The organism is Pseudomonas putida (assembly GCA_041879295.1).
Classification (GTDB): Bacteria; Pseudomonadota; Gammaproteobacteria; order Pseudomonadales; family Pseudomonadaceae; genus Aquipseudomonas; species Aquipseudomonas putida_Y.
Genome location: CP047152.1, coordinates 5,707,243 through 5,720,819 on the forward strand (window position 1 = coordinate 5,707,243; position 13,577 = coordinate 5,720,819).

The following is a 13,577-nucleotide window of genomic DNA, read 5'->3' on the forward strand; positions in this document are numbered from 1 at the left end:
CAGGCTGGTTATACTTCGCGTTTAAAAGAATCAGTGGATACGGACCATGACTGAAGTTGCCCTGGACACCGCAACCCCACACGCCCCCTCCGTCATCAGGCTGCTGCTCGACAAACTTGGCGTGCCCTACCGCCAGGTGGTCGAACACCCGCACCTGCCTGCGGCTTCGCGGGTGCAGGCTGTCCTTCTCGACGACGAGGTCGGCGCCCTCATGGTGCTGTTCCCGCAGAGCCACCTGCTGGACCTCAACCGCCTGGCCGAGCTGACCGGGCGCAAGCTGACCGCCGTGTCGGTACCGCGACTGAAGCAGATGCTCGACAAGCACCACCTCAAGGCGCTGCCGGGCATCCCGGCGCTGACCAGTTCGCCATGTCAGTACGAAAAGGCCCTGCTCGACGCCGAAACTGTCTTTATCCAGTCCGGCGAAGCCGGCCTGTTGCTGGAAATCGAACGCGCGCACTTCAAGCGCATGCTGGCCAAGGCCAGCGCCAGCAGCTTCGGCCAGCAAGTCGAAGCGATCAGCCCCAACCTCGACCGCCCCGATGACGACACCCGAGAAATCACCAATGCCGTCCAGGCCTTCACCGCCCGACGCATTCAGAAGCGCCTGGAAGAAACCATCGAAATTCCGCCGCTCGCCGACACCGCGCAGAAGATCATCAAGCTGCGGGTAGATCCCAACGCCAGCATCGACGATATCACCGGCGTGGTCGAAACCGACCCGGCGCTGGCGGCACAGGTGGTGAGCTGGGCCGCATCGCCCTACTATGGTTCGCCGGGCAAGATTCGCTCGGTGGAAGACGCCATCGTGCGTGTGCTGGGTTTCGACCTGGTGATCAACCTGGCCCTGGGCCTGGCGCTGGGCAAGACCTTGAGCCTGCCAAAAGACCACCCACAGCAGGCCACGCCCTACTGGCAACAGTCGATCTACACCGCCGCGATCATCGAAGGCCTGACCCGCGCCATGCCTCGCGCAGAACGCCCCGAGGCCGGGCTGACCTACCTGGCCGGGCTACTGCACAACTTCGGCTATCTGCTGCTGGCGCATGTGTTCCCACCGCACTTCTCGCTGATTTGCCGCCACCTTGAGGTCAACCCGCATCTGAACCACACCTACGTGGAACAACACCTGCTGGGCATCAGCCGCGAACAGATCGGTACCTGGCTGATGAAGCTGTGGGACATGCCGGAAGAGCTGTCGACTGCCTTGCGCTTTCAGCACGACCCGGCCTACGAAGGCGAATATTTCGCATTCCCCAACCTGGTGTGCCTGGCCACCCGTCTGCTGCGCTCGCGAGGCATAGGCTCAGGGCCGCAGGAAGAGATTCCTGACGAGCTGCTGGAACGCCTGAGCATTACCCGGGACAAGGCTGAGGATGTGGTGAACAAGGTGCTCGAAGCCGAGAACCTGTTGCGTGAGCTGGCTTCGCAGTTCCACGCACCGCATTAAGCATTAACGCATACCCTGTGGGAGCAACTGTCTTGCTCAACTTCTAAAAGCTGGCGCAATCCCTGTGGGAGCGGGCTTGCCCGCGAACACCGGCGAAGCCGGTGCCATGCACCGCGTCGCTTGTTTCGCGGGCACGCCCGCTCCCACAGCATCCCCGTCGGGTTTCAACCTTTCTTCTTCGGTTTCAGGTATTTCATCAACCCCTGAAACCACATCACCAACGCCGGGTTGCCCTTGATCTGGATGTGCTTGTCCTGAATCCCTTGCATGAAGGCCAGCTGCTTGTTACCCGCCTGCATGGTGGCGAAGCCGTAGGCAGCGTCCTTGAAGGCAATGGCGAACGCCGGCTGGGGGTGCGCGCCGCCCTTGCTGCTGATGCGCTCGTTCTCGACGATGAAGTGCCGGGCGACCTTGCCGTCCAGGGTTTGCATCTGGAATACCAGGTTCTTGCCTTTGAGCTGCTGCTGGAAAGCGGGGTTATTACGGCTGGCCCTGGCCATCAACAGCCCCATGGCCCAGAGAAGAAAGCGGAACTTCATCAACGCGCCTCGAACGAAAAGTGACTAAGGCGCGCAGTCTATCCTTTTCCAGAACTATTTATGCAAGTTAGAAGCATCTTGCCTGCAGAAAGCACAACGGGCGCCCCGGGGCGCCCGCTTGGCTGAAACTGGGTTGCCAAGGAGCGATTACTTGCCCTTCTTGGCAGGTTTGGCTTCGTTAACTTCATCGCGCAGGTTCTTGCCTGGCTTGAAGGCCACGGTGTTGCTGGCTTTGATCTTGACCGGCTCCCCAGTCTGCGGGTTCTTGCCGGTACGCGCACCGCGATGACGTTTTTCGAAGGTGCCGAAACCGACCAGGGTCACGGTGTCCTTGTCCAGGGCACCGGTGATGCTGTCGAGAATCGCGTTCAAAACCTGATTGGCCTTTTCCTTGGTCAGGTCAGCCTTGTCGGCGATGACGGCGGCGAGTTCTGGTTTGCGCATAGTGAAGCCTCTTTGACGGAATTCTTGTTGTTATGCCGTGCTGCCTCTGGGAGCAGCGCTCAAGGCACCGCAGGCTCTAATCTGCGGCAGACGGGAGTGAGAATGGCACGAGCTCAGGGGCCGCGCCAGTATCTGGGCGGCCATTGTGCAGGCAACAACAGGATAAATCCGACAGAACGCGCGCTATTTACGCCATAACCGCTGGCAACTGACGATTCAGCGCCAGCTTCTCCATCACCGCCGCTCCGGTGAGGGCGTAGCCCAGCAGCTTGCCGTCGGCATCTAGGCAGAGCACCTTGAGGTCACTGCCCTGCCCCTCTACCTGCCAGATGCCTTCGCAGCCCTGTGGCGCCGGCGAGACAACCAGCGGACAGGCCGGGGTTTTCACGGTGATCGGCATCGGCCCGTAGGAAACGGCCGTCGGCTTGCCCGCCAGGGTTTGCGCCAGCGCCCGGGCACAGCTCATCAGCGGCATCACATACAGCAGGTTGATGCCATCGACTTCGGCACAGTCGCCAAGGGCGAAGATGTTGGCGTGTGAGGTACGTAGCTCGCGGTCTACGCTTACGCCACGATTGGTCTGCAGGCCGGCCGCGGCAGCCAGGTCGGTACGTGGGCGAAGGCCGATGGCCGAAACCACCAAGTCGCAGACGATCACGCGGCCATCCGACAGGTGTGCCTCCAGGCCTTGGGTCACCTGCTGCAGGCGGGTCAGCACCGGCCCCAAGTGGAAGCGCACACCCAGGCTCTCCAGCCCACCCTGCACTGCCGCCGCAGCGGCCGGGTGCAGCAGGGTCGGCATGACCTGTTCGCACGGAGCCACAACGTCGACCTCGAAGCCGCCCAGGCTCATGTCGTTTGCAAATTCGCAGCCGATCAGACCGGCACCGAGGATCAGCACACGCTGCTTGCCAGCGGCGGCCGCACGGAAGCGCGCGTAGTCTTCCAGGTCGTTGATCGGGAACACCAGATGGCCGCCATCACCCTCGATCGGCACCTGCACGGTCTGCGCCCCCCAGGCCAGCACCAGGTCGCGGTACTCCACGGCCTCTTCGCCGATCCACAGCCGCTTGTGCCCCGGGTCGATGCCGCTGATGCGGGTATGGGTGCGGATCTCGGCATTAAGTTGCTCGGCCATAGCGCCCGGCTCAGCCATGCACAGGCCGTCGGCGTCCTTCTGCTTGGCAAAGCCCATGGAAAGCATCGGCTTGGAGTAGGAACGACCATCGTCGGCGGTGATCAGCAACAGCGGCGTCTGCGCATCGAGCTTGCGAAATTCACGGGCCAGGTTGTAGCCCGCAAGGCCGGTACCGATGATTACCACAGGGGACGTCATGTCGTGCTTTCCTCGATTAACCGATGGAGATCATTTCAAAGTCGCTTTTGCCGACGCCACAGTCGGGGCACAGCCAGTCTTCAGGCACATCCTCCCAACGGGTGCCGGGGGCGATGCCGTCGTCGGGCCAGCCCTCGGCTTCGTCGTAGATCAGGCCACAGACAATACATTGCCACTTTTTCATCAGGTCTATTTCCTCGGTTCAGGCTGGGGCTTGTGCTGCTGATGGCCACTTCGCGGGCAAGCCCGCTGCTGCAGCGACCGCGAAGGGCCTGGCGGTCTTGCCCGCGAACGGGGCCAGCACGCAATGCGTGGGGGCTTTGTAGCGGCCCTGCCGGCAGTATGCAAGCAGTTGGGGCAATCATGCTAAGCTCGCCGCCTCTCTGGCAGTAACAAAGCATACCGACGTGTCGTACGAATCCCCGCAAGCAGCCGCTGTCGCGTGGCTGCCGTATTCACAACTGGCGACCGACATCGACCAGCCCACCCTAGACTGGCTGTTCGACGAGGGCTCGCTGACCCGCCGCCTGACCCGTCTGTCCATTGATCACTTTTCCGTCACCCCGCTGTTCGAGGGCTGGCAGCCGCTGCGCGATGACGAATGCCAAGCGCTGGGCATCGCTGCCGGTTCCGAAGGCTGGGTGCGCGAAGTGTACCTGCGCGGCCATGGCCAACCTTGGGTATTCGCCCGCAGCGTGGCCAGCCGCAGCGCCCTGGAACGTGGTGGTCTGGACCTGGAAAGCTTGGGCAGCCGCTCGCTGGGCGAGTTGCTGTTCTGCGACCAGGCGTTCATCCGTCATCCACTTGAAGTGTGCAGTTACCCACAGGCCTGGCTGCCGTCCGAAGCAGCACATGCGGCGCTTTGGGGCCGCCGCTCGCGCTTCGAGCGCAACGGCCTGGACCTACTGGTGGCAGAAGTGTTCCTGCCGGCATTGTGGCAAGCGGCCAAGGAGGAAAACCGCTGATGTACCTGCAACTGCTCAAGTCGCTCAACCGCCTGCACCCACGGGCCTGGGACTTCGTCCAGCTCAGCCGCATGGACCGACCGATAGGCATCTACCTGCTGTTGTGGCCGACCCTGTCGGCAGTGTGGATTGCCGGCAACGGGTCACCAACCCTGGCCAATGTGCTCATTTTCGGCCTTGGTGTGGTGCTGATGCGCGCGGCCGGCTGCTGCATCAACGACTTTGCCGACCGCAAGGTTGACGGCCATGTCAAGCGGACCGCCGACCGCCCCCTGGCCAGTGGCCGGGTGCGGCTACGCGAGGCGCTGACACTGTTCGCGATTCTGGTCGGGGTGAGTTTCCTGCTGGTGCTGTGCACCAACAGCCGCACCGTCTGGCTGTCGTTCGGGGCGGTGGCCTTGGCGTTCTGCTACCCGTTCATGAAGCGCTACACCTACTACCCGCAGGTGGTGCTGGGGGCGGCGTATTCGTGGGGCATTCCCATGGCTTTCACAGCCGCTGGCGGTGAATTGCCGGCCGGCGCCTGGCTGCTGTATATCGCCAACCTGCTGTGGACGGTGGGTTATGACACCTATTACGCCATGGTCGACCGCGATGACGACCTGAAAATTGGCGTGAAATCGACCGCGATCCTGTTCGGCGACGCCGATCGCAGCATCATCCTGACCCTGCAGCTGCTATCGCTGGGCTGCCTGTTGCTGGCCGGTAGCCGCTTCGACCTGGGTGGCTGGTTCCACCTTGGGTTGCTGGGTGCGGCGGCGTGCTTTGCCTGGGAATACTGGTCAACGCGCAAGCTGGACCGGGAATCGTGCTTCAAGGCATTTCTGCACAACCACTGGGCTGGGTTGCTGGTGTTTATCGGGGTAGTGCTGGATTACGCGCTGCGCTGAGTAGTTTGGGGCTGCAGTGCAGCCCCGGCTAGCTCAAGGCTTGGCAACGTGCCAGACGTCTTTCATGCCGTCACCGGTCATGTCACCGGCCTTCTTGTCCTTGATGAAGGTATACAGTGGCTTGCCGTCGTAAGCCCACTGCATCGAACCGTCGTCACGCGTTACATGGGTCCATTTATCCTTAGGTGCTTCGTCTTCTTTCTTGACCATCAAAGGTGGCCAGTTCTTGGCGCACTCGCCATTGCACATCGACTTGCCGCCCGCATCCTTGTCAAAGGTGTACAGGGTCATGCCGGCATGATCGACCCACATGCCGTCCTTCTCCATGGCATGGTGGGCCAACGCCACCCCCGGGAGCGCCAGCGCAGTGAAAAGGGCCATCCAGCTCAGCGTATGTCGTGTCATTGGATTCACCATTGTTTCGGGGGGAAATGAGTTCGAGTTGCCATTAAAGCGGCCCTCTGTAGCCTAGTTCAGTCACGGAATGTCGCCAGAACGGCCAACACCCTGTCACACAGCTGCAATAATTCCGTTATCTAATGCGGGCCAAGACACCGAATCCAGGAGAGGTTTTGAGCATGGTAGGCAGGAACATTCTGATCGTCGACGACGAAGCGCCCATTCGCGAGATGATCGCCGTTGCCCTGGAAATGGCCGGCTATGACTGCCTGGAAGCGGAAAACTCGCAACAGGCCCATGCGATCATCGTCGACCGCAAACCGGACCTGATCCTGCTCGACTGGATGCTGCCGGGCACCTCCGGCATCGAGCTGGCCCGCCGCCTGAAGCGCGACGAGTTGACCGGTGATATCCCGATCATCATGCTCACCGCCAAGGGTGAAGAGGACAACAAGATCCAGGGCCTGGAAGTGGGCGCCGACGACTACATCACCAAACCGTTCTCGCCGCGTGAACTGGTCGCGCGACTGAAAGCCGTGCTGCGCCGCACTGGCCCGAGCGACAGCGAAGCGCCGATCGAGGTCGGTGGCCTGCTGCTCGATCCGATCAGCCACCGCGTGACCATCGACGGCAAGCCGGCCGAGATGGGCCCTACCGAATACCGCCTGCTGCAGTTTTTCATGACCCACCAGGAACGCGCCTATACCCGAGGCCAACTGCTGGACCAGGTGTGGGGCGGCAACGTCTATGTCGAGGAACGTACCGTCGACGTGCACATCCGTCGCTTGCGCAAGGCACTGGGTGAAGCTTACGAGAATCTGGTACAAACCGTCCGGGGCACTGGCTACCGCTTCTCGACCAAGAGCTGATCGAGTTCCCGAGCGCCAAGCTGCACGTCGTTGTACAAGGACCGTCAATTGAACCAGAACTGGCACGCAACCCTGATTCGCCATCTGCTGTTGCTGATTACCGTCTGCCTGATCGGCGGGCTGGTAAGCGGCTACTACGGCTGGAGCCTGGCCATTGGCCTGGCGCTCTATCTGGGCTGGACCCTCAAGCAACTGCTGCGCTTGCACGACTGGCTGCGCAATCACCAACCCGACGAAGCACCGCCCGATGGCTACGGCCTGTGGGGCGAGGTATTCGATAGCATCTACCACCTGCAACGCCGCGACCAGCGCGTGCGGGGCCGCCTGCAGGCAGTGATCGACCGGGTGCAGGAGTCCACCGCCGCGCTGCGTGACGCGGTAATCATGCTCGACAGCGACGGCAACCTGGAATGGTGGAACCGCGCCGCCGAAACCCTGCTGGGCTTCAAGACACCACAGGACGGTGGCCAGCAGGTGACCAATCTGGTGCGCCACCCGCTCTTCAAAGAGTACTTCGAGGCGGAAAACTACCTCGAACCGCTGGAAATCCCTTCGCCGATCAATGACCGCATGCGCGTGCAGTTGCACATCACCCGCTACGGCAACAATGAACACCTGATGCTGGTGCGCGATGTCACCCGCATCCACCAGCTGGAACAGATGCGCAAGGACTTCGTCGCCAACGTGTCCCACGAGCTGCGCACACCACTGACGGTAATCACCGGCTACCTGGAAACCCTGCTGGACAACGTCGAAGACGTGAACCCGCGGTGGAGCCGCGCCCTGCAGCAGATGAGCCAGCAAGGCTCGCGCATGCAAACCCTGCTCAACGATTTGTTGCTACTGGCCAAACTGGAAGCCACCGATTACCCATCGGACAACCAGCCGGTGGCAGTCGATGCCCTGCTCGCCGCCATCAAGAACGACGCCCAGGCCCTGTCCGGGCCGCGCAACCAGCACATCAGCCTGGAAGCTGCGCCCGGCGTCAAGCTGAAGGGCAGCGAGTCGGAATTGCGCAGTGCCTTTTCCAATCTGGTGTTCAATGCAGTCAAGTACACCCAGGACGAAGGCAACATCCGCATCCGCTGGTGGGTCGATGCCCAGGGCGCTCATCTGTCGGTGCAGGACTCGGGGGTGGGCATCGATGCCAAGCACTTGCCACGCCTGACCGAGCGTTTCTACCGGGTAGACTCCAGCCGTGCATCGAATACCGGCGGGACCGGGTTGGGGCTCGCAATCGTCAAGCATGTGCTGATGCGCCACCGCGGCAAGCTGGAAATCAGCAGTGTACCGGGGCATGGCAGCACCTTTACCTGTCACTTTGCGCCAGCACAATTGGCCAACGAAAAGGCTTGAGATTGGCGCTGATGCGCAGCCCTTCGCGGGCCCGCCCGCTCCCGCAGGGACCGCAATAAATCCGCTGCCCTTTGCTTTTGCGGCCCCAGCCGCTACATTGGATTCCCCGTGCCAGCAAAAGCTGGCACTTTTTTTCTCTCTATCTCAAAGACGGACCCCGTAAAAACTCCATCATGGACCCTTCCTCTGGTATCAGCCTCACCTCGTTATTCGCCGATTTCGGCATGATCATCTTTGCCTTCCTGCTGGTGCTGCTCAACGGCTTCTTCGTTGCTGCGGAGTTCGCCATGGTCAAGCTGCGCGCCACACGCGTGGAGGCCATCGCCGAAAAGCACGGCTGGCGCGGCAACATCCTGCGCAAGGTTCACAACCAGCTCGACGCCTACCTGTCAGCCTGCCAGTTGGGTATCACCCTTGCCTCGCTGGGCCTGGGCTGGGTGGGTGAGCCCGCCTTCGCCCACCTGCTGGAGCCATTGCTGGCCTATTTCGGCGTGGACAGCGCCGAGCTGGTCAAGGGGATCTCGTTCTTCGTCGCCTTCTTCGTCATCTCGTACCTGCACATCGTGGTCGGCGAGCTGGCACCCAAGTCCTGGGCCATCCGCAAGCCAGAGCTGCTGTCGCTGTGGACTGCGGTACCGCTCTACCTGTTCTACTGGGCAATGTACCCGGCCATCTACCTGCTCAATGCCAGTGCCAACACCATTCTGCGCATTGCCGGCCAGGGCGAGCCTGGCCCGCACCACGAACACCACTACAGCCGCGAAGAGCTCAAGCTGATCCTGCACTCCAGCCGCGGTCAGGACCCAAGCGACCAAGGCATGCGCGTGCTGGCCTCGGCCGTGGAAATGGGCGAGCTGGAAGTGGTCGACTGGGCCAACTCGCGTGAGGACATGATCAGCATCGACGCCCATGCGCCTCTGAAGCAGATCCTGGCTCTGGTGCGCCGCCACAAGTTCAGCCGCTACCCGGTATACGACGCCGAGCGCGAAGAATTCACCGGCCTGCTGCACATCAAGGACCTGCTGCTGGAGCTGGCTGAGCTGGAGCACTTGCCAGAGACCATCGACCTGGAGGACCTTGCCCGGCCACTCGAACGCGTGTCGCGGCACATGCCCTTGGCCCAGTTGCTGGAGCAGTTCCGTAAGGGCGGGGCGCACTTCGTACTGGTAGAAGAGGCCGATGGCAAGGTGATCGGCTACCTGACCATGGAAGACGTGCTGGAAGTGCTGGTGGGCGACATCCAGGACGAGCACCGCAAGACCGAGCGAGGCATTCTCGCCTACCAGCCGGGCAAGCTGCTGGTGCGCGGGGACACCCCGCTGTTCAAGGTCGAGCGCCTGCTGGGTATCGACCTTGACCACATCGAGGCGGAAACTCTGGCCGGGCTGATCTACGAGACGCTCAAGCGCGTCCCTGAAGAAGAGGAAGTGCTGGAGGTCGAAGGGCTGCGCATCATCATCAAGAAGATGAAAGGGCCCAAGATCGTACTGGCCAAGGTGCTGAAGCTGGATTGATGGTCCAATCGGTCAGGGGTTGCCGGCAGTGAAATCCGGCATCCCGCTGATCGGCCTGGCGAAGCGGTAAGGTATCGATTCCAGCGCCAACCCCACATTGCGCTGCACCACAAAATGCAGGTGCGGCCCAGTGCTGTTGCCGGTATTGCCCGACTTGGCCAGCATCTGGCCCTGCCGTACCCTTTGCCCCTCCGCCACCACCACCGAACCGCGCATCAGGTGAAGGTATACGCCCATGGTGCCATCCGGGTGCAAAATCCTGACAAAGTTGCCCGAGGGGTTTGGGCCGCGCCCGCTCTGGCTGTTCTCCGTCTTCACCACCACCCCTTCCCGCGCGGCGATGATGGTGGTGCCTTCGGGCATGGCGACATCCATGGCGTAGCGCCCTTTGGGTCCAAAATGACTGACGCGGCCATTGGGGCCCTGAGTGACGCGGAACGGCCCGCCAATCCACGGGAACGCATAGCGGAAGCCCTGGGGCCGCTTACCCGGGTCACCCATGGCCTGCAGCAGGGTCGAACGGTAGTTCAGCAGCAGCCCGGGCCGCCCCCTGAGCACACTGAGCATCTGCGTGCTGCGCGGCGGCAGCAGCCGACGCACAATACGCGGGGCATCGCCGCCTTGTGCGTTGACCAGGTTGTCCAGCCGCAACTCTACCTCTACCGGCACGTGCAGCTCGTTACGTGCGGAAAAGCTCACACCACCGTCGAAGGTTTTCGCATTCAGCCGCACTTGGCCTTCGAGCGTTTCGACCATGGGCTCGCGCAGCACCAAGGGCTTGGCGCCGGGGCCAGGCCGGTCAGAATAGGAGATGACACCGGAATCGTCGGTGATCTTGTAGAGCGTCACGCCCTGGCTCGACGCTGAGGCCATGAGTAATGCACAGAACAGCAGCAGGCGGGCGGGCATGATAGTGGCTTTTTGACAGTTATGATCTGTCGAAGCCTAGCAGCGGGTTTTACGGTCTGTATTGCAGTTGGTCGGATGGGGCGAGGCAGGCTTTTGGCAGGAGCAGCCTTGTGCTGCGCCTGCCAAAAGCATGGCGCGGGGCCGGGTCAGGCACCAGGGGTGAAGTGCTTCTGCGCAGTGCCGCGGGCGATCAACCGAGAAAGGTAGTCGAGCTTCTGGGCATCCTGGTCGACAAACTTGAACGTCAACTGTAACCAGTCACTGTCAGGTTTTGGCTCCAACGCCGCGACAGCATGCAGGTAGCCGTTCAGGCGAGCGACTTCGGCACTTTCGCCCTGCTCCAAGTCCAGCACCGCACCTTCCAGCACCTGTGGCAGCGCTTCGCTGCGGCGTACCACCAGCAGTGCCTCTTTCAGGCTCAACGCCTTGATCACGCATGGCTGCGTGCCGCTGGCCAGGCGCAACTGGCCCTGGCCACGGCCGCTTGGCGCGGGGGCAGCCGGTGCGGGAGCCGCGACCAAAGGCTTGGCCGACGCTGGCGCTGGCGCCGCAACCTTGACCGCTTCCGGCTTACCCGCAGTCAACGCGTTCAACGAATCGTTGGCAAACGCCGAGTTGGCTCGCGCCGGGCCGATGGCCATCAGGCTGTCGAGCTTGCCGATCTTGGTCAGGGCTTTCTTAACCTTGGTCAGCAGTTGCTCGTTGGTGAACGGCTTGCCTACAAAATCGGAAACGCCCGCCTGGATCGCCTGAATGACGTTTTCCTTGTCGCCACGGCTGGTCACCATGATGAACTGCAGGTTCTTCAGTGCAGGCTGCTGACGGCACCAGGTCAGCAGTTCCAAGCCAGACATTTCCGGCATCTCCCAGTCGCACAGGACCAGGTCGAACGCTTCCTTACCGAGCATGACCATGGCCTTGCGACCGTTGACCGCGTCTTCGATGGCCATACCCGGGAAGGCATTGCGCAGACACTTGCGGACCAGATCACGGATAAACGGGGCGTCATCCACGACCAGCACATTCACTTTACTCATCGATACTCCTTATGAATCCCGTCTAGCCTACTGCCAATGATGGCCACTTGCTACAACCTGGTCACGCCGGGACTTCTTCACATCGTTCGCGGGTGCCTGCCGGCTCTCGACCGCAAACGAAAACGCCCGGCCAAGGCCGGGCGTCGATGCTCGGGAGCAACCTTACTTATCGTCAGATTCGCCCGGAACATTAGCCTTTTCACCGTTGGCGACTGCAGTGCCCTGCACCTCTGCCGTCATGCGCTTGAGCCCCATGTGGCGCACATCGGTGCCGCGCACCAGGTAGATCACCAGTTCGGAGATGTTGCGCGCATGGTCGCCAATACGCTCCAGCGAGCGCAGCACCCAGATCACGCTCAGCACCCGCGAGATAGAGCGCGGGTCTTCCATCATGTAGGTCACCAGCTCACGCAGCGCGGTCTTGTACTCGCGGTCGATGGTCTTGTCGTACTGGGCCACCGACAGCGCCAGGTCGGCGTCGAAGCGGGCAAAGGCGTCCAGCGCATCACGGACCATGTTGCGCACCTGGTCGCCAATGTGGCGCACCTCGACATAACCTCGCGGCGACTCGCCTTCTTCGCACAGCTGGATGGCGCGGCGGGCGATCTTGGTCGACTCGTCACCGATGCGTTCCAGGTCGATCACCGACTTGGAAATGCTGATGATCAGGCGCAGGTCGGAGGCCGCCGGCTGTCGGCGAGCGAGGATGCGCAAGCACTCCTCGTCGATGTTGCGCTCCATCTGGTTGATCTGCTCATCGACCTCGCGCACCTGCTGGGCCAGACCTGAGTCGGCTTCGATCAGCGCGGTAACCGCGTCGTTGACCTGCTTTTCCACCAGCCCGCCCATGGCCAGCAGGTGGCTACGCACCTCTTCGAGCTCGGCGTTGAACTGCTGGGAAATGTGATGGGTAAGGCTATCTTTGTTGATCATCTTTTTGTCCTTTGGTAGCGCGGCCCTGTAGGAGCGGGTTCACTCGCGAACACCGGCAACGCCGGTGCCAGACACCGAGGTGCCTGTTTCGCGAGCGGCGCTTAGCCGTAGCGACCGGTGATGTAGTCTTCGGTCTGCTTCTTCGCCGGGTTGGTGAACAGGGTATCGGTATCCCCGAATTCGACCAGCTTGCCCATGTACATGAACGCGGTGTAGTCCGAAACACGCGCCGCCTGCTGCATGTTGTGGGTCACGATGACGATGGTGTACTTGGATTTCAATTCGTAGATCAGTTCTTCGACCTTCAAGGTCGAGATCGGGTCCAGCGCCGAGCACGGTTCGTCAAGCAGCAGCACCTCTGGTTCCACGGCAATGGTGCGGGCGATGACAAGGCGCTGCTGCTGGCCACCGGACAGGCCCAGCGCCGACTCGTGCAGGCGGTCCTTGACTTCGTCCCACAAGGCCGCGCCCTTCAATGCCCACTCGACTGCTTCATCAAGCACGCGCTTCTTGTTGATGCCCTGGATGCGCAGGCCGTAGACCACGTTCTCGTAGATGGTCTTGGGGAACGGGTTCGGCTTCTGGAACACCATGCCCACGCGCCGGCGCAGTTCGGCAACGTCTTCGCCCTTGCGGTAGATGTTGTTGCCATACAGGTTGATGGCACCTTCCACACGGCAACCGTCAACCAGGTCGTTCATCCGGTTGAAGGTACGCAGCAGGGTCGACTTGCCGCAGCCGGACGGGCCGATGAAGGCGGTCACACGCTGCTTTGGGATGTTCATCTGTACGTCGAACAGCGCTTGCTTGTCGCCATAGAACAGGCTCAGGCCCGGCACTTCGATGGCCACGGTTTCTTCAGCCAGGCGCAGGCTCTGCTTGTTGCGGCCCAAGGCAGACATGTCGATGCCATGGGTGTGGGAATCTTGCTGCATG

At 61.8% G+C, this 13,577-nt stretch carries 15 protein-coding genes; 6 read left to right on the top strand and 9 right to left on the bottom strand.

The window, feature by feature from the left end; translation table 11 throughout:
• Positions 1–46: 46 nt before the first annotated feature.
• Complete coding sequence (locus GST84_25955; GenBank protein XGB15611.1) at positions 47–1,450, top strand: HDOD domain-containing protein; 1,404 nt, start codon at positions 47–49, stop codon at positions 1,448–1,450.
• A 164-nt stretch (positions 1,451–1,614) separates the two neighbouring features.
• Here the strand turns inward: GST84_25955 and GST84_25960 are convergent, their stop codons facing one another.
• The 4 genes from GST84_25960 to GST84_25975 form a co-directional block, all read right to left on the bottom strand.
• Positions 1,615–1,989, bottom strand: a complete 375-nt coding sequence (locus tag GST84_25960; GenBank protein XGB15612.1) for a helicase — start codon at positions 1,987–1,989, stop codon at positions 1,615–1,617.
• A 147-nt stretch (positions 1,990–2,136) separates the two neighbouring features.
• Positions 2,137–2,433 (bottom strand): integration host factor, encoded by a 297-nt coding sequence (locus tag GST84_25965; protein ID XGB15613.1) that lies wholly within the window; start codon positions 2,431–2,433, stop codon positions 2,137–2,139.
• 187 nt (positions 2,434–2,620) lie between these two features.
• A complete protein-coding gene (locus GST84_25970) occupies positions 2,621–3,769 on the bottom strand; it encodes an FAD-dependent oxidoreductase (protein ID XGB15614.1) in 1,149 nt (382 codons plus the stop codon).
• Positions 3,770–3,785: 16 nt separating this feature from the next.
• Positions 3,786–3,953: a rubredoxin gene (locus GST84_25975; GenBank protein ID XGB15615.1), complete on the bottom strand. Its 168-nt coding sequence runs from the start codon at positions 3,951–3,953 to the stop codon at positions 3,786–3,788.
• Positions 3,954–4,176: 223 nt separating this feature from the next.
• Here GST84_25975 and GST84_25980 point away from each other — a divergent pair, with 223 nt between their 5' ends.
• Both GST84_25980 and GST84_25985 read left to right on the top strand, forming a co-directional pair.
• Positions 4,177–4,734: a chorismate lyase gene (locus tag GST84_25980; GenBank protein ID XGB15616.1), complete on the top strand. Its 558-nt coding sequence runs from the start codon at positions 4,177–4,179 to the stop codon at positions 4,732–4,734.
• On the top strand, positions 4,734–5,624 hold the full coding sequence (locus tag GST84_25985; GenBank protein XGB15617.1) for a 4-hydroxybenzoate octaprenyltransferase: 891 nt from the start codon (positions 4,734–4,736) through the stop codon (positions 5,622–5,624). The genes GST84_25980 and GST84_25985 overlap by 1 nt, the downstream gene beginning before the upstream one ends.
• A gap of 33 nt (positions 5,625–5,657) precedes the next feature.
• Here the strand turns inward: GST84_25985 and GST84_25990 are convergent, their stop codons facing one another.
• A complete protein-coding gene (locus tag GST84_25990; GenBank protein XGB15618.1) occupies positions 5,658–6,029 on the bottom strand; it encodes a hypothetical protein in 372 nt (123 codons plus the stop codon).
• A gap of 173 nt (positions 6,030–6,202) precedes the next feature.
• On the opposite strand from GST84_25990, the gene phoB reads away from it, so the two are divergent.
• From phoB to GST84_26005, 3 genes are all read left to right on the top strand, one after another.
• The gene (phoB, locus tag GST84_25995) at positions 6,203–6,892 is read left to right on the top strand and encodes a phosphate regulon transcriptional regulatory protein PhoB (GenBank protein XGB15619.1); all 690 of its coding nucleotides are present in this window, start codon (positions 6,203–6,205) and stop codon (positions 6,890–6,892) included.
• A 48-nt stretch (positions 6,893–6,940) separates the two neighbouring features.
• Positions 6,941–8,248: a phosphate regulon sensor histidine kinase PhoR gene (gene phoR, locus GST84_26000; GenBank protein XGB15620.1), complete on the top strand. Its 1,308-nt coding sequence runs from the start codon at positions 6,941–6,943 to the stop codon at positions 8,246–8,248.
• Positions 8,249–8,421: 173 nt separating this feature from the next.
• On the top strand, positions 8,422–9,762 hold the full coding sequence (locus tag GST84_26005; GenBank protein XGB15621.1) for a DUF21 domain-containing protein: 1,341 nt from the start codon (positions 8,422–8,424) through the stop codon (positions 9,760–9,762).
• Between the two features lie 12 nt (positions 9,763–9,774).
• Here the strand turns inward: GST84_26005 and GST84_26010 are convergent, their stop codons facing one another.
• The 4 genes from GST84_26010 to GST84_26025 all read right to left on the bottom strand — a co-directional run bounded on the left by GST84_26010 (position 9,775) and on the right by GST84_26025 (position 13,576).
• Positions 9,775–10,671, bottom strand: a complete 897-nt coding sequence (locus tag GST84_26010) for a peptidoglycan DD-metalloendopeptidase family protein (GenBank protein ID XGB15622.1) — start codon at positions 10,669–10,671, stop codon at positions 9,775–9,777.
• 146 nt (positions 10,672–10,817) lie between these two features.
• Complete coding sequence (locus tag GST84_26015) at positions 10,818–11,708, bottom strand: response regulator (GenBank protein XGB15623.1); 891 nt, start codon at positions 11,706–11,708, stop codon at positions 10,818–10,820.
• 162 nt (positions 11,709–11,870) lie between these two features.
• Entirely contained in the window at positions 11,871–12,641 is a 771-nt protein-coding gene (gene phoU / locus GST84_26020) for a phosphate signaling complex protein PhoU (GenBank protein ID XGB15624.1), read from the bottom strand.
• A gap of 101 nt (positions 12,642–12,742) precedes the next feature.
• Complete coding sequence (locus GST84_26025; GenBank protein XGB15625.1) at positions 12,743–13,576, bottom strand: phosphate ABC transporter ATP-binding protein; 834 nt, start codon at positions 13,574–13,576, stop codon at positions 12,743–12,745.
• Position 13,577 lies beyond the last annotated feature (1 nt).

Bases quoted from the DNA above. Each gene is read 5' to 3' on its own strand.
- GST84_25970 (XGB15614.1), bottom strand. From the start codon at position 3,769: ATGACGTCCCCTGTGGTAATCATCGGTACCGGCCTTGCGGGCTACAAC.
- GST84_25955 (XGB15611.1), top strand. From the start codon at position 47: ATGACTGAAGTTGCCCTGGACACCGCAACCCCACACGCCCCCTCCGTC.
- GST84_26015 (XGB15623.1), bottom strand. From the start codon at position 11,708: ATGAGTAAAGTGAATGTGCTGGTCGTGGATGACGCCCCGTTTATCCGT.
- GST84_25965 (XGB15613.1), bottom strand. From the start codon at position 2,433: ATGCGCAAACCAGAACTCGCCGCCGTCATCGCCGACAAGGCTGACCTG.
- phoB (XGB15619.1), top strand. From the start codon at position 6,203: ATGGTAGGCAGGAACATTCTGATCGTCGACGACGAAGCGCCCATTCGC.
- GST84_26010 (XGB15622.1), bottom strand. From the start codon at position 10,671: ATGCCCGCCCGCCTGCTGCTGTTCTGTGCATTACTCATGGCCTCAGCG.
- GST84_26025 (XGB15625.1), bottom strand. From the start codon at position 13,576: ATGCAGCAAGATTCCCACACCCATGGCATCGACATGTCTGCCTTGGGC.
- phoU (XGB15624.1), bottom strand. From the start codon at position 12,641: ATGATCAACAAAGATAGCCTTACCCATCACATTTCCCAGCAGTTCAAC.
- GST84_25960 (XGB15612.1), bottom strand. From the start codon at position 1,989: ATGAAGTTCCGCTTTCTTCTCTGGGCCATGGGGCTGTTGATGGCCAGG.
- GST84_25990 (XGB15618.1), bottom strand. From the start codon at position 6,029: ATGACACGACATACGCTGAGCTGGATGGCCCTTTTCACTGCGCTGGCG.
- GST84_25975 (XGB15615.1), bottom strand. From the start codon at position 3,953: ATGAAAAAGTGGCAATGTATTGTCTGTGGCCTGATCTACGACGAAGCC.
- GST84_25985 (XGB15617.1), top strand. From the start codon at position 4,734: ATGTACCTGCAACTGCTCAAGTCGCTCAACCGCCTGCACCCACGGGCC.
- GST84_26005 (XGB15621.1), top strand. From the start codon at position 8,422: ATGGACCCTTCCTCTGGTATCAGCCTCACCTCGTTATTCGCCGATTTC.